The following is an 18,615-nucleotide window of genomic DNA, read 5'->3' on the forward strand; positions in this document are numbered from 1 at the left end:
AAATAATGTTTAATAGTGAATCAATATCATTTTTCAGAAAAGGGGCTCTTTTCTACCATTTGTTAAGTCTATCAAGACTTTAAGTAAAAAAAGAGATAAGACAGTAGCTATTCTGAGGTTACTGTCTTATTTTTAACACTTTTTGATCCATAAATGGGCATGATAAAAACACCTCATCTGGTATTTTTTGAAACAAGGTGTTACAATAATACGGTACAGACAGGCTTATCGATTTTGGGTCAAAGAATAATCGTAAAGTTTGTTATGCATAATGAGGTAATCCATTGTTCGAATGAGACGATGTATAGAGGCAATCGTATGTGGCTTAGTTGAAGCTATTGTCGATTGTCTTTTTCGTTTCTCATAAAAGTCAGCGATATGGCAGGGATTGGTATGATTAGCTGAAGCGATGTTGTGAATGCACTTGAACAAGATTTTCTGTCATATTTTGATAGAAACGGCTTAAATCACGCAGGTGTTGATAAACTTCTTCCTGCACGTAAGTTGGTTTACGATTGTGCACAAGCTGAGATTTAGCCGTGTGTAAGCGTAACCATATTCCTCAAGAAAGGCTTGAAGACGTCGAGAATAGACGTCTGTAGCCTCAAATATAATCTCAGGGTTATGAACAGTTTTCAAGTCCCCCAACAGGCGATTGAACCCAATGGCATCATTGAGTATGGTGTAGCCATGAACCTTCTCGCCGTTGACTAAAATGGCCACCTCAGAGCTTGTTTTACTGACATCAATTCCAAATACTGCACGCATGACATTACCTCTTTTGTCTTAAATAATTCCATGTTTTAGTGATTTTATTTTCAATACGCGACGTCTAGCGCCATAGAGCCCTACGACTTTACAAGACACCACTACTTTAACATAAAGAAAAAGTAGTGAATACTATCTCCCGTCGGAGATTTCTTCACTACTAATCTTAGTATGTTTTCTACAACAAAATAGGTTCCATAGTATCCATAGGGGGATTTCCCCACTACAAATATTATAGAGCCCTTTTACTTTAAAATGGACTTCTAGAGCTGTGCTATTTCTTCTGTTAATTGAGGAGCTCGAATCAAAATTTCAGGCTCATCTATGGATGGGTCCAATGCGATACTAACTTTCATAATACTCCTTTCCTGTCCTTTTGATGGTTTCATTATAACAGCTGCTTTAAACAAAACAAGGCTTTTCAGGTAAGTGGCACGGTTTTCCCCCTAAGAGGCATTCGCATTACTTACCATTATCCCTGAAGGGATTTTCATATTCTTTAACGCTTAATTTGTCCAAAGCGATATCATACTTCTCTTGTTCCTGAATATATTTCTTAATTGTGGCTTCATTAAGTCCTACCTTACTTACATAATAACCTTCTGACCAAAAATGCCTGTTACCAAATTTATATTTTAAATTGGCGTGTTTATCAAACATCATTAATGCACTTTTACCTTTTAAATATCCCATAAAACTAGCCACACTCATTCGTGGGGGAATACTTACTAACATGTGGACATGATCTGGCATTAAGTGGCCTTCAATTATTTCAATACCTTTATATTGGCGTAGTCTATAAAAAATCTCTCCCAGACTACTCCTATATTGATTATAGATTATTTTTCGTCTATACTTAGGTGTAAATACAATGTGGTACTTACACATCCATTTTGTATGTGATAAACTGTGAGCTTTTTGCGCCATAGTCTTAACTCCTTTCGTTTTACAATTGGCTTGAACACCTATATTGTAACTCGTTTGGAGTTTTTTGTTATTCGATGCGCACCCGCATAGTGGGTGGTTTATTTGTTTCGCACCTTTGGAGCGAAACGGACTTAAAGTCACATAAGCAAAAAGAACTTGGCAATAGCCAAGTTCTCCACCTTTTAGATTAAGGACTGAACCTCTTAATCATTCTTACGGTTCACTGTTGACTAGTCAACCGCAAAAGTATCTACTATTTCACAGTATTTTCACGGCTCACATGTTGTGATTCGCCAGCCTTACCATTGATACGGTAGTCACTGTAGTTAGAACCGCTACCACTTGAGTCACTATCGTCACCAATGTATTCCACATTACAAGTCCAAGAGATTTTATCTTTAATATCTCCTGATGACTTAAACTTCGAATCATAGCCATAATAGAAATCATAGACTGCCGTGAAAGTTACTTTAAAGGTTTTTCACCAGTCTGAACGACTTCAGTTACATCAACGTCTGAGAAGGTAATACTATCAGCGGAACGGTTTTTGGCTCCCGTAGTATTTTTATCAATATCAGCGATAACATCCTTATACATGGTATCATCAGTACCATTAAGGAAAATGTCAGAAACACCATCTGGAGTCGTGTTATGATTTGAGGCATAACTGCCAAATTTACCATAAGCTGCTGTCAAAAGACGGTCTGCCGTATCACGGTCAAGAACTCCATCAGCATCAAGAGTAACCGTTTGACCTTCAGAGATTTTCTTAATAGACAGTGTCTCAGTCTTGATAGAGCTACCATCGTCGAAATTCTTCTTAACATAAACAGCCGAAGAACCAGCTACTGCTACCTTGTTAACATCCAATTTTCCTGAGCTTAGGGTTCCAACCTTGGTCCCACCAACATAAAGGTCCCCATCTTTAAGATTGGATTTAACAGTAAAGCTGAGATACTTCACTGAAAGGTTAACTTCGGTCCTAGATGTGACATTTTCTTCAGATGACACCGTGATATCCTGATCATTGACCTTACCAGAAGCCACAAAATTGTAGGTTCCTGGATAGAGGTGCTTCAGTTCAGCGGTGTAGTTATTTCCATCTGTAGTACCATAAGAGACGCCATTAATCGTCAGATTCAAATCGTCTGTATTAACCGTCAAATCAACTGTTCCAGGATCAACCACGACTCTCCACTTTGGAAAGATAAGGAACTGGCGTCCAACCTTTTGCATACGTTCACCAGACATGAGTTGGCTCTTGCTATAGGCTTGTGTATTTTTGATGTCTGTGTACTTGACTTCGGATGTTTTAATCTCTTTTTTAGTATCAGACCATACTTGGTATTCAAGGCTATCCTTAAAGCTCTTCTTAGCTGCTGCTTCATAACGCTCTGCTACTTGACCACGTGAGTAGTAATAAGAACCAAAGCCATAACCAGCAAGTGCTAAGACTGCTGCAACAACACCAGCAATAATCAGGATTTTCTTTCCTTTAGCCATGGCTGGCTTTGCCGGTTTAGCGGCCTTACCATCTGAGATAAACTGATGGATGGTTGACACATCATATCCCGAAGACTTACCTAGAAGGAATTCCTCTGGAAGAGGCTGACGACCAACATAGGTCTTAAATGCCTTCATCCAAATGACCTGAGCTTCTTTAGAAGCATACTCTGACTTTTCTTCAGATTGATTCTGACCTACTTGAGATACTGGTGTAAACTCTTCTGTTTCCGAAGGAGACGTTTTCTCTTGGTCGTCAAGTGAGATATCATCAAACACTTCCTCAGCAACGTCGAACTCATCAACTTCTTCTTTTGGCTCAGGAGCAGCAATCTCTTGATTTAGACCCATAGCCACAATGCCTTTAATAGCCTTTAAGTCAAAGCCTGCTTTTTGGCCCTCTTCAATTTCCAAAACATGGGGCGGACGACCAACTGCCTTTTCAAATAAATCAATCCACTTTTCTTTTGTTGCCATAAGGACTCCTATAAACTTGCTTTTTCAAAAATCGTTAGGTTTACTTAGAATAGAAGACCTACTGTAAATGATGACATGATAGCAAATACGATTGCAAACAAGATTGACAAAATGACACCATTCAAAAGTGCTGCCAAAATCATTTGATAGAATTTATCAGCCTTCCATGCTGTTGTTACAGGAACAATTGTAAAGAGGTTAGCAAGTGCAAATAAGAAGTAAACAACATAGAACAAGAATCCTGGGAAGGCAACAAGTCCAATAGCTCCCAACAAGATTGTTACAAGCAAGATTGGCAAGGCCAATGATGTCAAACGACCAAAACGATCAAAGCTATTCAAGAAAGTAGTCTCAGGGTCACGGAAGATGGCCTTACGTGTCACAAATCCTGCCAAGATAAAAGCAAAGATAAAGAGGAAGGCAGCTAGTATACTTGCGAAGAAGGCTCCAAAACCAATGCTAGATGTATGACTTGAAACTGGAGATGAGTAAGCATCTGTTCCATAAGAACCAAACATACTAGACAATGCATTTGTGGTTGACACAATTGAGCTAACCACTTTACGTGCCATAGCACTCAAAATTGCAAAGAATGCAAGTCCAGTCAAGAGTGACAAGAAGATATAGTTAAGCCAACCATTGTGCTTACCATAATCTGTCATGTCAGCTGGACGACGCCATGCATTAAGCAACCATGTCCAATAGTTTTTGAAAGTTGTAGCAAATGCTGATGGTTGCGCTGGAACAACTACGGCTTGGCCATTGATAAATTGAACGTTTTGACCTGGTTGAAGAAGTTGACCGTTAGCAAAAGCTGCTTGCTGACCAGCTTGCCCATTCGCAAAACCAGCTTGTGGTTGCACTGCTTGATTTGGCACTCCTTGGACTGGAGCTGATTGAGCCCCTGCAAATGTTGCTTGTGCTTGAGTAGCCTGAGCATTTGCAAAAGGATCTTGCGGTTGTGGTTCTTGTGCTGGTACTCCTTGTGCACTAGCAAAAGCTGGTTGTACGGGTGCTTCTTGTGTTGGTACTTCTTGAGCACTAGCGAAAGTTGGTTGTGCGGGTGCTTCTTGAACAGGAGCCGCCTCAACTGCTGGTGCATCATCTTGAAACTCGCCAGCTGCAAGTGCTGCTGCAATTTCTTCTTCAGTCGCTGAACGACCATTGATGGCTTCAAAAAAATCTAACCAATCTGCTTTAGTCATAATAATCTCCTTAAAATTACATAGAATGACATAATTTTACCACAAATAGAGCTATTAATAAATGGTATTTTCATTAGAAAAAGGTTCGAAGCAGACTGCCCAAACCTTCTTATCTTCTTATTTATTTCTTTGGATTGATTTCTGAATCTGACGATCCAACTCTCGTTTTATATGTGGTTCTGGCGCAAAGCGTTCCTCCCAGTCATCTGGTTTCAGAATCTTGTGGGTCACTGGATCAAAATGAGCCTTACCATCTGGGAAAATTTTACCCATATTAGCCTCATGAACCGTATCAAAGAAAGGTTTAGGATCCACACCCATAAGGACAAAGGAGCCATAAGTCAAGTAAAGCAAGTCTGTCAAAGCATCGACCTGACCAACCATTGTTGACTCTGAATGTTCTTTAGAGCTAACCTTGAGAGCTGCCTTATCAAGGGCAGCATGTAGGTCCAAAACAGCTTGTCCAAAGACACGCTTGTCCCCACCTGATGAAGCATAAAGGAATTCGACGATTTCTTCCAACTTGAAGTCCGAGCGATGACTAGCTTCCTCAATACTATAGACACGAGGCATATCATTGGTAGAGCCATCCATCAAGTGATGGAAATCCTTAACCTTGTTAAAGTTGTCATCATCACTGGTAAATGAATTTTCTGTTTCAAAGTGAATCAGGCCATAGTGTGATAGGGCTTTGGCAATTCCATTCTGATTGTTGGTGTCCGTAACATGGGTCGCCTGATCCTTCAGCTCATCTTCACCATTTCCCATGGCAACACCGATACCGACACCAGACAACATCTCCAGGTCATTTTCCGAATCTCCAAAGGCCATAACCTCGCTGAGTTCGAAACCAAATACCTCACCTAAATGAGCAATCCCCTTGAGCTTAGATTGGCCAGCAGAAATAATATCCGCAGAATAAGGACTTGAGCGAGTAATCTTAACGTGTGGAAATTTCTCCTCAATAGCTTGAGTCTCACCCACTGTCGCTACCATAACTACTTGGTAGACCGGTTCACGCATAATGGTTTTGAGAGCTTCCATGCTCTGTGGTTTGAAACGACGAATGAGAGACTTAAAACTACGTTCCACCATCTTAGCCCAAGACTTTGGCACAATACGGCTCACTATTTGACCAAACTTGCTAGTCCCCATACTAATGATGTTAGAACCGACAAGCCCCGTACTCGTACCTAGAGAAATCTCTCTACGTTGCTTGGTAGCATAGCGGATTAAGTTGTAGATAGTTGATTTAGGGAGCTGGTTTTGATAGAGAACCTTGTCGTGGGTCAAGATATACTGACCATTATAAGTCACCGCAAAATCCAGACCTAGATTATCCATGAAAGGCTGAACAAATCCTGGTCCACGACCTGTCGCCAAACCAACCAAGATACCATCGTCCTTCATTTGACTGATCGCTTTTTTGGTTGAACTCGACACGCGCTTTCGGTCATTTAAAAAAGTCCCATCAATATCAAAAAAGACTGCTTTAATCGCCACAGAGCTCCCCTCCTTCTAACATTTTATGCTAAAATAAATTATAACATAAATATGATAGTGAGTAGTATAAATGATAAAAAAATCCTAGTCCTTCACACTGGAGGGACCATTTCCATGTCAGCGGATAATGATGGCAGGGTCAGCCAAAACGCTGATAACCCCATGAACCATGTGGGGCTTGATCTAGATAATCTGGACTTAACTGTCCTAGACTTCCTTAACATCCCTAGTCCACACATTACGCCCTACCACATGCTTGATATTTATAAAAAAATCAAGAAAACATCTGGACAATATAACGGAGTGGTTATCACCCACGGAACAGATACCTTGGAAGAAACAGCCTACTTCCTAGATACCATGGACGTCCCTGAAATTCCAATCGTCATAACTGGTGCCATGCGTTCTTCGAACGAGCTAGGAAGCGACGGGGTCTACAACTATCTCTCAGCCTTACGCGTTGCCAGTGATGATAAGGCCGCTGAAAAAGGAATCCTCGTCGTGATGAATGATGAAATCCATGCAGCCAAGTATGTGACTAAGACCCATACCACAAACGTAGCAACCTTCCACACACCCACTCATGGTCCTCTAGGAATCATCATGAAACATGACATTCTTTGGTTCAAGACCGCTGAACCTCGTGTTCGCTTTGACTTGGAACAAATTACAGGAACTGTGCCAATCATTAAGGCTTATGCTGGGATGGGAATTGGCGATGGCATCATCAGCCTCTTAGATCCTGAAAAAATTGATGGGGTAGTCATCGAGGCACTAGGCGCTGGAAACCTCCCACCACTAGCTGCAAAAGAAATCACGTCACTTATGGACAAGGGAGTTCCCGTTGTACTCGTTTCCCGTTGCTTTAACGGTATAGCTGAACCTGTCTACGCCTATGAAGGGGGTGGGGTTAAACTCCAAGAAGCTGGCGTTATGTTTGTTAAAGAACTCAATGCACCAAAAGCTCGCCTCAAACTCCTCATCGCACTTAGTGCAGGACTAAAAGGCCAAGAATTGAAAGATTATATCGAGGGATAAGGGATGAAACTTAGCATTGAAGCAACCGATAAATTGGAAAATAAAGATTTCCACTATGAGCTAACCGTCTCACAAACACACATCGCCATGGTCTGTGGTACTGTGCTAGCTAGTCTAGCCCTGATTGCATGGATGAAGAAAAAATAAAAAGCTTGAAGCATCGTCACTAGAAAGATGACAGAACTGCTTCAAGCTTTTAGTTTTCTTCGTCTGGTCTATATTCAAGAATATCTCCTGGTTGACAATCTAACTCCTTACAAATGGCATCCAGAGTTGTAAAACGGATTGCCTTGGCCTTGCCTGTCTTAAGAACTGATAGATTGGCTGGGGTAATACCAATGCGTTCTGCCAGCTCACCCGAGCGCATCTTCTTCTTGGCAAGTTCAACGTCCAAATTGACAATAATCATAAACCCCTCCTAAATCGTGTACTCATTTTCCTCAGCAATAGCATTAGCCTTGGTCAAAATCATAGCAACAGCATAGAGGACAAAGCTAACTAGCAAATAACTGATGTTAAAGAAACTATAACTCTGGTTGCCTGTTCCAAATGTAAAAATACCATTATTGATAAAAGCCCCAAGAACTAGCAAATGCGCTGACCAACGAACCAACTTAGCATTTTTAGCGATGAAAATATCAGAACGATAAAGGTTAATCAGAAAGGCACGTAGGCACAACAAGAAACCTATGTTGACTACCATACGAAGGAAATCAATGGTTGCTGCAAAAAGCGTCAGACTAGGGCCCTTGCTTTTCACGGTAACTCCCGAACCGAGAAGCATACGCAAACCTTGTTGTAAGAGTCCTTCATGACCAGTCAGGATAAAGGCATCATTAAGAATGGTAATAACAAGACTTAAAAAGCCCGCAAAAAGGAGGACATTAACGAACAGGAGAACACTACGCAGACGTTTCTGTTCTTGCGTTTCTTGACGATTTTTAGCACTTTTGGCAGATCTCCAACCATAATAACTAGAGCCAGCCAAGGCTAGGATGATTAAAAATAAAATAAGATAGTTGTCATGTGTTACCTCGATTGTAAATACATTTTGATTTTTTGGGAGTATAGACTAGAAAAAGCCAAGGTGCCTCTAGGAGCCCTTGACCTTATACTAAATCAGCAGCTAACTATTAACAGTATCAATTATATCGAATATCAATATAAAACACTAGTTTATAGATAAGATTTTACTACTTTTCAACTAAGATACATTCAATTATTTGACAGCTGTTTGTCCCTTACGAAGACGGATAGCATCACAAGCTAGAGAGACCAAGAAGAGCCAAACTGATGTGCTGAAGTCCATTACTAGGTGATCTGTCGTTCCCAACTGCAAGAAGATATTCAAGGCTGATGGCACAAAGGTTAGAAGGGCAACCTTTTTCAAGAAAAGAGAGAAATCTTCTGTCCAAAGTGCCTTCCAAGTAAAGTCTTTAAGCTCTTTACGAAGGAGCCAAATCAAGGCAAGATAGAAGGCAAATTGTAGCTCTGCGACCAGCCAGTAACCCCAGCCAGAAAGGGTTTGAACCTCTGCACCTGGGAAAAGATTGGCCACGTTCACAAAAGGAAGGATAAGTAAAGCAAGCATTGCAAGACCGTAGATTGCCATAAGAAGAATAAGAAGTGCGTTGATGATTGGTTTAAGTGTTTTCATGATAAGTATTTCCTTTGTTAAATAGCTTTAGTAAATAATTTCTCTTTTTCGCGAATAAGATTATCTTTATCGAAAACTTATTATCGTTTTTCGATAATTATATATTACACTCTTTATTTCTCCTTGTCAACACATTTTTATCGTTTTTCGATATTTTTTAACCAAAATCCATAAAAACACTAAAACCAGTCAAGAAACTCTTAACTGGTTGCACTTCTTATTTTAGTCACCTAGACTGGTCGTTCATACGTCTAAGCTTTTTCGTTTTTTAGGAAAAGGGATTCTACGTTTATGAAAAAAGGAAAAAGGGATTTTGGGAAACTGAGGAATGAAAGTCGTAGAATAGTGGAAAATATTGCCTCTTCCTAGCTCAATACTAGTCTTGATAAACCTTAAAGTCTTGAGGATGCTTTTGGAAATTTGGATTGTAGGTTACTTTAATTTTTACTGTCATGATGATGTCCTCCATTTTAAGAATGAGTTGGCTTAGCCAAAACCTTTTATTTTCAAAACCTATCTCGTTTTGATGGTTTTATTATAGGTTCCCTAACTTAAAAAAGCTTTTAATAAGCTTGAAGGAAACTTAAAACTCTCAGTTGTTTACTGAGAGTTGATATTTCTATAACATCGATAAGATAATGCCCAGCACCAAAGCCACCCAGACAGCATAACGAATTGTCGCATGGTAGCGATAACCTTCGATAACCTTAGGTATTTTTGTAAAGAGGTAGGCAATGTAGGCAACTATGGAAAGAAAATAACCTTTAAAATTCAAAGTGGAGCCTAGAAGACTAAATTCTTCAAAGACTGGCACTAGCACCAGGACAGCCGTAAGCATGCACCAAACCGGTAGAAGCGTTTTTTCCCTTTGATGACAAAGATGAATAATGAGTTGAGCTATGAAACCAGCTACATACATAATAAATAGTACTGAACACAGTAGAGAGATCAAAAGTGAATAAAAATATAAGGTATGAAAGTCCATCTTTCCTTGTATCATCTCTACCAATCCATTAATAAACCAAATCAAGATGAAGGCGAACAAATAAAATAAGAGACCTAACATTATAAGAAACAAGGGATGTAAGATAGCAAAAAAATCGAGTTTTAACCGTCTTTTGTTCATTAGTTTCCTCCTCAATCAAACTCGCCTTGGCTTCTCAAATAAGCTCCTAGCACCTGCCATTCAGGATTCTCTCGCCAGTTCGGGTCAGAGACAATTTGACTAGCCACCCGTCTGGCTTCCTCTAAGATATTGTAGTCTTCCACAATATCGGCCACTTGAAATTCAGGAATACCTGACTGACGTGTCCCAAAGATTTCACCTGAACCACGCATTTTAAGATCCTCCTCAGCTAGAACAAAACCATCCGTAGTCTCACACATGGCCTGCATGCGTTTTTTCCAGTCTCATTTTTAGGATTGGCCACCAAAACACAGTAGGACTGCTTATCACCCCGACCTACACGTCCTCGAAGCTGGTGAAGCTGGCTAAGTCCAAAACGATCCGCATCCATAATAACCATGACCGTCGCATTTGGCACATTGACTCCTACTTCGATAACTGTGGTTGATACTAAAATCTGAGATTTTCTGTCCTTGAAATCTTGCATAATTTGGTCTTTTTCATCATTCTTCATACGACCGTGCATCAGAGCCACCGAAGCCGACTCACCAAAGAAATCGGTGAGTTCCTGGTGAAGAGCAACGGCATTTTTCAAGTCAAGTGCCTCAGACTCTTCAATCAAAGGAGAAATAAAATAGACCTGAGCATCTTTTTCCAACTCGCCCTTGATCCAAGTCAATACGGTGTCCAGCTGCTCATGTTTAACCCAACGAGTAATGATGGGTTTACGACCAGCTGGCATCTGATCAATGATTGACACATCCATTTCCCCAAAAGCTGTGATAGCCAAGGTCCTAGGGATAGGGGTCGCTGTCATCATGAGAACGTCGGGATTGTCTCCCTTCTCACGGAAAATACGACGTTGATTAACCCCAAAACGGTGTTGCTCATCGGTTATAACCAACCCAAGTTTATGATAAGTCACAGCATCCTGAATCAAGGAGTGAGTCCCTACAATCATCTGAGCCTCTCCAGATTCAATTTTGGAAAGAGCTACTTTCTTATCCGCTGCCTTCATCCCAGAAGTTAGGAGCACTACCTCTAACTCAGGAAAAAGTCCTTGCAAACTCTGATAATGCTGCTCTGCTAAGATTTCCGTCGGTACCATAAGGGCAGACTGAAATCCTGCCGTGTAAGCCCCATACATGGCCAGGCTAGCGATAACTGTTTTCCCTGAACCCACATCTCCTTGTAAGAGACGGTTCATGTGAGCTCCAGATTGCATATCAGCTAGGATTTCTGCTAGACTGCGCTCCTGAGCCTGCGTCAAGGGGAAAGGCAAGGTAGCAATCTTGACTTTGATTTTGCTTTCATCGTAAGCGATTGCTATACCATTAGTCTCCGATTTATTTTCAGCCTTTAGCACCTGTAAGTTCATTTGAAAATAAAAGAGCTCTTCAAACTTTGTTCGGCGTAGGGCCTGCTTATATTCAGCTAAATCTTTCGGAAAATGCATGGCACGCACAGCCTCTTGACGTCCCATGAGACGGTACTTGTCCATCAGTACCCGGGGAAGACTTTCCTCCAACAACTCAATAGCCCCACTTTCGAAAGCCGCCTTTATGGCCTTTATCAGCTGAGCTTGACTGACACCTTGAGCCACATGGTAAACTGGCTGCATATCGTCCTCAACTTGAGTCAAGACTTTCATACCAGTCACAGCCGACTTCTTCTGGTCCCACTTGCCAAAGATAGCCACTTCTGCCCCCATCTCAATCTTGTCCACAAGATAAGGCTGATTAAAGAAACTAATGGCAATCACAGCCTCACCCTGCTTGATTTTAAAGCTCAGACGATTACGTTTAAAGCCATAATACTGCACATTGGCAGGTGTTACCACTGTTCCCGTAATAACGGCTTTTTCGCCATCCATCAGTTCAAAAATAGATTTACTCTTAAAATCCTCATATCGGAAAGGAAAATAAAGCAAGAGGTCCCCAACCGTGTGCAAATCTAATTTGGTAAATTTTTCAGCGGACTTAGGCCCAAAGCCTTTCAAATCCGCAATTGGTGAATCTAGTTGAATCATATCCTCTATCATTTCTATCGTGTTCTTCTTCCCGTGAAAAAGGAAGTCTTACCAGCTATTATATCACATGAGATGAGTCTTCACGAAAAGCAAAAAATCCAGCCGAAAGCTGGATTCCTCTTTTTTACTCATAACTGCGAGGGACACGATCACTAAGTAAACAAAGAACTTCGTAGTTGATAGTACCACGTTTTTCAGCCACCTCTGTCGCAGTGATGCTTGCTCTCCCATTTTCGCCAATAAGCGTAACAGGAGTACCTAGGGGATAGACTTTAGGCAAGCGAATGGTAATTTGGTCCATAGACACGCGCCCAACAATCGGGCAAAATTGACCATCCACAATAACGTGAAAGCCTTGTAAATCTCTAGTCCAACCATCCGCATATCCGATTGGAATCGTTCCAATAACCTCGGCAGTCGTCGTTGTATAAGTGGCACCATAACCGACATCTTGACCTGCTGGTAGGATTTTAACATGAACAAGAGCTGTTTCCAAACTTAGGGCAGGACGAATCTTATAAGGAAGATTCAAAGCACTACCACTAGGATTGAGACCATATATCACGACACCCAGACGTACAGCATTAAAGACTGTTTCTGCATGCCAGATACTCGTCGCAGAGTTGCTTGCATGTACCAAGCGAGGGCGGTCCACCAAGTTATTAACCAAATCCGTGAAGAAGGCCAATTGACGCTTGAATTTACTATCATCTGCCTCATCAGCTGTTGCAAAATGGGTAAAAATACCTTCGACATCCGCACCAAGTGCCTTCAGACCAGCAATCAAGCTATCTGCATCTCCTTGGCTACGCACCCCAATGCGTCCCATGCCTGAATCAATCTTAATATGACAGGTCAAACCAGTCAAATCAAGCCCCTGATCCTTAGCCATTTCCAACCACTCAAGCGAAGCTACCGTCAGAGTGATGTTTTCTTGAATAGCCAAAGGAGCCTCGTCTGGCAAGACGACTCCTAAAATAAGTATCGGTTGCTCTAAGCCAGCTTGACGGAGTTCAAGTGCCTCGTCTAGGTTGGAAACACAAAAACCATCTACCTGTTTAGACAAATGCTTGGCCACCGTAACAGCACCATGACCATAGGCATTGGCCTTAACAACTGCAAAAGTCTTTACCTTTTTAGGAATGTGGCTAACCACTTGTTCAATATTTTCTGAAATTGCTGATAGATCAACCTTTGCCAAGGTTGGTCGATGTAAACTTGAGATCATAAGCTATCCTCTTCCAACATCTATCTCTTAGTTTTTTCTAAAATGACACTTGCCTGAACAAAATCACCGCTATGGGAAATCGAGATGAAGACATTGCCTTCAAAAGGCGACTGGGTCACCACTGGCGCTCCCTTGTCATTGGTCAAAATTTCAATATCCTTAAAGCCGACTGCTCCAATACCTGTACCCCAGGCCTTTGAAAATGCTTCCTTACCGGCCCAGCGACCTGCTAAATAGGACATCTGACGATTGCCAGAAAGGGATTCAAAACGCTCCCACTCTTTTGGTGTCAATACCTTTTTTGCAAAGCGTGGATTGCGGTCATAAGCCTTTTTAACAGCTGAAATTTCCTGCAAGTCTATACCATGTCCAAAAATCATAATTCTTACGAAAGTCGATTGTGGATTTCACGAATAAGACTATCTGTCTTATCCCAACCAAGACATGGATCTGTGATTGATTTACCGTAAACTTCAGGTGTGTCCTGACGACCATCCTCAAGGTAAGACTCAATCATAAAGCCACGCACGGTATCCGCGATACGCTCATCCCACTCACGGTTAAGAAAGACTTCACGCACAATGCGAACTTGTTCCATGAAGTTTTTACCTGAGTTATCATGGTTTGTATCAACAAGAATAAATGGATTTTCCAAATTAAATGCACTGTACTTGTCCAAAGCCTTAACCAAGTCTTCGTAATGGTAGTTGACAATGTTCTGACCATTTTCATTGTTGGCACCACGCAAGATAGCGTGAGCGAGCGGGTTACCATCTGTTTTAACTTCAGCGCCATTGTAAAGGAAATGCTGTTGGTTCTGCGCAGCATAGATACCATTAAACATGACATTCAAATTTCCTGACGTTGGGTTCTTCAAACCAATTGGCACATCAATACCTGAAGCTACAAAGCGGTGTTCTTGGTCCTCAACCGAACGTGCTCCAACAGCGTGGTAGCTAAGTAGGTCATCAAAGAAGGAAAGATTTGACGGATAAAGCATCTCATCAGCGATTGGGAGGCCTGTTTCAGTAATAATACGTGACTGAAGGTGGCGAACCGCCTTAACTCCAGCAAGAAGGTCTACATCACCCTCTGCATCTGGTTGGTGGATAAGCCCCTTATAACCATCCCCATTAGTACGAGGTTTAGCTGTATAAACACGCATAACAATAAAGATTTTATCTTTCACTTCTTCCTGAAGTTTGGCCAAACGGTGAGCATAGTCAAGAACGGCTTCTTCATTATCAGATGAACATGGGCCAATAACCAAGAGAATACGTTTGTCTTCACCCTTGATAATTTTTGCCAAAGCCTCATCATTAGCCTGTTTAGTTACTAGTGCGTCTCCCGTAAGAGCATGCAATTTCCTTACTTCCGCTACATCAATAAGCGGACTATTTTGATGAATTCCCATCTATTTCCCTCTCTTTGTGAAAAGAGAGCGAACCGCTTGGTCATCCAAACGGTTCACTCCCCATATATGGTTTCTGTTACCTTATTATTTTGACAAAGTATCGTGGATTTCACGAATCAATTCTTCTGTCTTATCCCAACCAAGACATGGGTCAGTGATTGATTTACCATAGACATCTGGCGCATCTTGACGGCCATCTTCAAGGTAAGATTCAATCATGAAACCACGTGCAACTTTGTTGATTTTTTCATTCCAGTCACGGTTAATCAAGGTTTGACGAACGATACGGATTTGTTCCAAGTAACGTTTGCCTGAGTTATCATGGTTTGTATCAATAACGATGAATGGATTTTCAAGGCCCATTTGTTCATAGTGTTCGATTGTTTCAAGAACATCATCATAGTAGAAGTTAGGCACGTTTTTACCATATTCATTCGTTGAACCACGAAGAATAACGTGTGCCAATGGGTTACCTGAAGTTTCAACTTCTTCACCGTTAAAGAGGAAGTTTTGTTTGTTTTGTGCAGCGTAGATACCATTAAACATAACGTTAAGATTCCCTGATGTTGGGTTCTTCATACCAGTTGGAACATCAATACCTGATGCAACAAAACGGTGTTGTTGGTCTTCTACAGAACGTGCACCGATGGCAATATATGACACAAGGTCATCTACCAAAGGAAGGTTTTCTGGGTAAAGCATTTCATCAGCAGTTGTGATACCAGTTTCAGTGATAACACGGTAGTGAAGATTACGAACAGCCTTGATACCATTGATTAGGTTTGGTTTACCTTCAGCATCAGGTTGGTGGACAAGTCCTTTATAACCATCACCATTTGTACGAGGTTTAGCTGTATAAACACGCATAACCATAAAGACTTTATCTTTAACTTCTTCTTGAAGTTTAGCCAGACGGTGAGCATAACCAAGAACTGCATCCTCATTGTCAGATGAACATGGACCAATAACCAAAAGCGTACGGTCATCTTCACCCTTGATGATTGCTTCAAGCTCTTTATCACGAGCTTGTTTCTTGGCAAGGGCTTCACCTGTCAATGTAGTTGATTCTTTAACTGCATCAAAATCAATTTTTTACTTACTGCTTTAAAAACCATAATAATTACCTACTTCTTTTTTCCTAAAATTGCTTACGACCGTGACAATTTTTAAATTTCTTACCTGAGCCACATGGACAGAAATCATTACGACCAACTTTACTAAAGTCAATATCCTGACCATTCGCATCTGTCTGTTGTGCTTGGATATTACCTGTTGCTGTTGTTGAAACACGTTCATTCACATTTTCACGAGATTGTTCGTGGATTTGTGCTTTCATCATGGTACGTGTCACATCATATTCAATCGCTCCAACCATGTCTTGGAACATCTTGAACCCTTCAGATTGATACTCAACAATTGGATTGTTTTGCGCATAACCACGCAAACCAACAGCGTTACGTAATTGGTCAAGGGCATCAATGTGATCTGTCCACTTGTTATCAACAACCATCAAAATCAAAACTTTTTGGAACTCACGGATAGCTTCCTCTGAACGTAATTTCTTGATTTGGCGATCATAAACATCATCTGCTAATTCATTCAAGTAAACTTTAATAGCTTCATAATTAACACTACGTTTAGTGACTTCACCCACTTCTTTCAAGTCTTTAAGTGAGATGGCATTTTCAGGAACCAAGGCCTGACGGGCAAACGTCAAGATTGCCCTAAGAGCTTCATCTTGATCATTGCGACTGTGACCTTCAACCGTACGATTAATTGTACGCTTAATCATAGCCTTAATTTCAGGTTCAAGATCACGCTCTGCTGTGATAACATCATAACGCTCAGCGTAAATGATTTCACGTTGTTCACGCATAACGTCATCGTATTGAAGGACTTGTTTACGTGTATCGTAGTTATTCCCTTCAACACGTTTTTGAGCTGATTCCACTTGACGAGTCAACATACGTGATTTGATGACAATATCTTCATCATCAGCATTAAAGCGTTCCAAGACATGTTTGACACGATCAGAACCAAAACGACGCATCAATTCATCTTCAAGTGAGAGGTAGAATTGAGATTCACCTGGGTCCCCTTGACGTCCCGCACGACCACGCAACTGGTTATCAATACGGCGGCTTTCGTGACGCTCTGTACCAATGACACAAAGTCCACCAAGATCCAGAACACCTTCACCAAGTTTGATATCGGTACCACGACCGGCCATGTTGGTCGCAATCGTAACGGCACCACGTTGACCCGCATTCATGATGATATGGGCTTCTTTTTCGTGGTTCTTGGCATTAAGCACTTCGTGAGGAATACCTGCTTCAACCAACATTTTAGAAATCAAGTCAGATGTTTCAACGGCAACGGTACCAACAAGAACTGGTTGACCCTTTTCATAACGACGTTTGACATCTTGCACTACCGCACGGAATTTGGCATCCAAGGTTGGGTAAAGAAGATCATCATGGTCAATACGTTGAATTGGACGGTTGGTTGGAATCGGAATGATTCGCATGTTATAGATTTCACGGAACTCATCTTCCTCAGTCTTACCTGTACCAGTCATACCTGACAACTTCTTGTACATACGGAACATATTTTGGTAAGTGATTGAGGCAGATGTCTTGGTTTCCTCTTGAACTGGTACGCCTTCTTTAGCTTCAATAGCCTGGTGTAGTCCATCAGAGAAACGACGACCTTCCATGGTACGACCAGTAAATTGGTCAACGATAAGGATTTCTTGCTCAGGACTTACCACATAGTCAATATCATGCAACATGATATAGTTGGCACGAAGGGCATTATCAATATAGTGAGTCAAGGCTACATGGTCAATATCGTACAAGTTGTCTAAGTTGAAGAATTCTTCGGCCTTATCAATACCAGAGTCATTCAAACCAATGGTTTTGGTTGGAACATCAATAGCATAATCATCTTCAGTCAATGTCTTAACAAAAGCATCTGAACGATGATACAACTGGTTAGTCTCTGAACTTACAGGACCTGATACAATCAATGGTGTACGAGCTTCATCAATAAGAACCGAGTCAACCTCATCGACCAAGGCATAGTTCAAAGGACGTTGTACCATGTTTTCCTTACGAACAACCATGTTATCACGGAGGTAGTCGAAACCGACCTCTGAGTTGGTTGAGTAAGTGATATCACAGTTATAGGCTTCACGCTTTTCAGCTGGTGATTTGGCAGAAAGGTTAATCCCTACTGACAAGCCAAGCCAACTATAAAGCTCACCCATTTCAGTTGCGTCACGCTCTGAAAGGTATTCGTTAACGGTAATAACGTGTACACCTTCACCTGAAATAGCGTTAAGGTAAACAGGCATTGTCGCCGTCAAGGTTTTCCCTTCCCCTGTACGCATTTCTGGTACGTCACCATGGTGAAGAACAATACCACCCATGATTTGCACACGGTATGGGAAAAGTCCAAGGACACGTTTTGCCCCTTCACGAACAACCGCAAATGCCTCTGGCAAGAGTTGGTCTAGGCTTTCTCCGTTTTGATATCGTTTTTTAAATTCATCTGTTTTTGCCTTAAGTTCTTCATCTGAAAGGGCTGCCATTGCATCTGCATAGCCCTCAACTTTCTTGGCAGTTTTTTCTAGTTTCTTAATTTCGCCTTTATCATTTTCAATGATTTTGCGTAATATATTTGCCATCTTATTTCCTTTCGACAGTCTTTATCTCCATATTTTACCACAAAAACACCCT

The 18,615-nt window shown here is 41.2% G+C and carries 14 protein-coding genes and 4 pseudogenes; 2 read left to right on the forward strand and 16 right to left on the reverse strand.

Annotated elements, in window-relative coordinates; translation table 11 throughout:
- Nucleotides 1-225 precede the first annotated feature (225 nt).
- The 6 genes and pseudogenes from HSISS2_RS09215 to HSISS2_RS09235 all read right to left on the reverse strand — a co-directional run bounded on the left by HSISS2_RS09215 (nt 226) and on the right by HSISS2_RS09235 (nt 6,383).
- Nucleotides 226-768, reverse strand: a pseudogene (locus tag HSISS2_RS09215) (transposase).
- A 266-nt stretch (nt 769-1,034) separates the two neighbouring features.
- Nucleotides 1,035-1,157, reverse strand: a pseudogene (locus tag HSISS2_RS12250) (LytTR family transcriptional regulator); the annotation flags it as partial.
- 73 nt (nt 1,158-1,230) lie between these two features.
- Entirely contained in the window at nt 1,231-1,695 is a 465-nt protein-coding gene (gene tnpA / locus HSISS2_RS09220; protein ID WP_021146464.1) for an IS200/IS605 family transposase, read from the reverse strand.
- A gap of 253 nt (nt 1,696-1,948) precedes the next feature.
- Nucleotides 1,949-3,675, reverse strand: a pseudogene (locus HSISS2_RS09225) (hypothetical protein).
- 44 nt (nt 3,676-3,719) lie between these two features.
- Nucleotides 3,720-4,880 (reverse strand): DUF6574 domain-containing protein, encoded by a 1,161-nt coding sequence (locus HSISS2_RS09230; protein ID WP_021146467.1) that lies wholly within the window; start codon nt 4,878-4,880, stop codon nt 3,720-3,722.
- A gap of 117 nt (nt 4,881-4,997) precedes the next feature.
- A complete protein-coding gene (locus HSISS2_RS09235) occupies nt 4,998-6,383 on the reverse strand; it encodes a Cof-type HAD-IIB family hydrolase (protein ID WP_021146468.1) in 1,386 nt (461 codons plus the stop codon).
- Nucleotides 6,384-6,434: 51 nt separating this feature from the next.
- Between HSISS2_RS09235 and HSISS2_RS09240 the strand changes: the two genes are divergently transcribed.
- Nucleotides 6,435-7,421, forward strand: coding sequence for an asparaginase (locus HSISS2_RS09240; protein WP_042767134.1), 987 nt, complete (start codon nt 6,435-6,437; stop codon nt 7,419-7,421).
- A gap of 3 nt (nt 7,422-7,424) precedes the next feature.
- Entirely contained in the window at nt 7,425-7,568 is a 144-nt protein-coding gene (locus HSISS2_RS11410) for a hypothetical protein (protein ID WP_021146470.1), read from the forward strand.
- Between the two features lie 49 nt (nt 7,569-7,617).
- Here the strand turns inward: HSISS2_RS11410 and HSISS2_RS09245 are convergent, their stop codons facing one another.
- The 10 genes and pseudogenes from HSISS2_RS09245 to secA form a co-directional block, all read right to left on the reverse strand.
- A complete protein-coding gene (locus tag HSISS2_RS09245) occupies nt 7,618-7,830 on the reverse strand; it encodes a helix-turn-helix transcriptional regulator (protein ID WP_002884695.1) in 213 nt (70 codons plus the stop codon).
- 9 nt (nt 7,831-7,839) lie between these two features.
- Complete coding sequence (locus HSISS2_RS09250) at nt 7,840-8,409, reverse strand: DUF2975 domain-containing protein (protein WP_021146471.1); 570 nt, start codon at nt 8,407-8,409, stop codon at nt 7,840-7,842.
- 231 nt (nt 8,410-8,640) lie between these two features.
- Nucleotides 8,641-9,078: a hypothetical protein gene (locus tag HSISS2_RS09255; protein ID WP_021146472.1), complete on the reverse strand. Its 438-nt coding sequence runs from the start codon at nt 9,076-9,078 to the stop codon at nt 8,641-8,643.
- Between the two features lie 619 nt (nt 9,079-9,697).
- The gene (locus HSISS2_RS12055; RefSeq protein ID WP_021146474.1) at nt 9,698-9,916 is read right to left on the reverse strand and encodes a hypothetical protein; all 219 of its coding nucleotides are present in this window, start codon (nt 9,914-9,916) and stop codon (nt 9,698-9,700) included.
- 299 nt (nt 9,917-10,215) lie between these two features.
- Nucleotides 10,216-12,233, reverse strand: a pseudogene (gene recG / locus HSISS2_RS09265) (ATP-dependent DNA helicase RecG).
- Nucleotides 12,234-12,357: 124 nt separating this feature from the next.
- Complete coding sequence (alr, locus tag HSISS2_RS09270) at nt 12,358-13,461, reverse strand: alanine racemase (RefSeq protein ID WP_021146477.1); 1,104 nt, start codon at nt 13,459-13,461, stop codon at nt 12,358-12,360.
- 20 nt (nt 13,462-13,481) lie between these two features.
- Nucleotides 13,482-13,841: a holo-ACP synthase gene (acpS, locus tag HSISS2_RS09275; protein ID WP_021143628.1), complete on the reverse strand. Its 360-nt coding sequence runs from the start codon at nt 13,839-13,841 to the stop codon at nt 13,482-13,484.
- A gap of 5 nt (nt 13,842-13,846) precedes the next feature.
- A complete protein-coding gene (locus tag HSISS2_RS09280) occupies nt 13,847-14,875 on the reverse strand; it encodes a 3-deoxy-7-phosphoheptulonate synthase (RefSeq protein ID WP_021146478.1) in 1,029 nt (342 codons plus the stop codon).
- An 84-nt stretch (nt 14,876-14,959) separates the two neighbouring features.
- Entirely contained in the window at nt 14,960-15,964 is a 1,005-nt protein-coding gene (locus HSISS2_RS09285) for a 3-deoxy-7-phosphoheptulonate synthase (protein WP_042767136.1), read from the reverse strand.
- Nucleotides 15,965-16,013: 49 nt separating this feature from the next.
- The gene (secA, locus tag HSISS2_RS09290; RefSeq protein WP_008535577.1) at nt 16,014-18,563 is read right to left on the reverse strand and encodes a preprotein translocase subunit SecA; all 2,550 of its coding nucleotides are present in this window, start codon (nt 18,561-18,563) and stop codon (nt 16,014-16,016) included.
- Nucleotides 18,564-18,615 lie beyond the last annotated feature (52 nt).

The organism is Streptococcus sp. HSISS2, from assembly GCF_000448665.1.
Lineage (GTDB): Bacteria > Bacillota > Bacilli > Lactobacillales > Streptococcaceae > Streptococcus > Streptococcus raffinosi.

Bases quoted from the DNA above. Each gene is read 5' to 3' on its own strand.
- tnpA (WP_021146464.1), bottom strand. From the start codon at position 1,695: ATGGCGCAAAAAGCTCACAGTTTATCACATACAAAATGGATGTGTAAG.
- HSISS2_RS09230 (WP_021146467.1), bottom strand. From the start codon at position 4,880: ATGACTAAAGCAGATTGGTTAGATTTTTTTGAAGCCATCAATGGTCGT.
- HSISS2_RS09240 (WP_042767134.1), top strand. From the start codon at position 6,435: ATGATAGTGAGTAGTATAAATGATAAAAAAATCCTAGTCCTTCACACT.
- HSISS2_RS11410 (WP_021146470.1), top strand. From the start codon at position 7,425: ATGAAACTTAGCATTGAAGCAACCGATAAATTGGAAAATAAAGATTTC.
- HSISS2_RS09245 (WP_002884695.1), bottom strand. From the start codon at position 7,830: ATGATTATTGTCAATTTGGACGTTGAACTTGCCAAGAAGAAGATGCGC.
- HSISS2_RS09255 (WP_021146472.1), bottom strand. From the start codon at position 9,078: ATGAAAACACTTAAACCAATCATCAACGCACTTCTTATTCTTCTTATG.
- HSISS2_RS12055 (WP_021146474.1), bottom strand. From the start codon at position 9,916: ATGCTTACGGCTGTCCTGGTGCTAGTGCCAGTCTTTGAAGAATTTAGT.
- alr (WP_021146477.1), bottom strand. From the start codon at position 13,461: ATGATCTCAAGTTTACATCGACCAACCTTGGCAAAGGTTGATCTATCA.
- acpS (WP_021143628.1), bottom strand. From the start codon at position 13,841: ATGATTTTTGGACATGGTATAGACTTGCAGGAAATTTCAGCTGTTAAA.
- HSISS2_RS09280 (WP_021146478.1), bottom strand. From the start codon at position 14,875: ATGGGAATTCATCAAAATAGTCCGCTTATTGATGTAGCGGAAGTAAGG.
- secA (WP_008535577.1), bottom strand. From the start codon at position 18,563: ATGGCAAATATATTACGCAAAATCATTGAAAATGATAAAGGCGAAATT.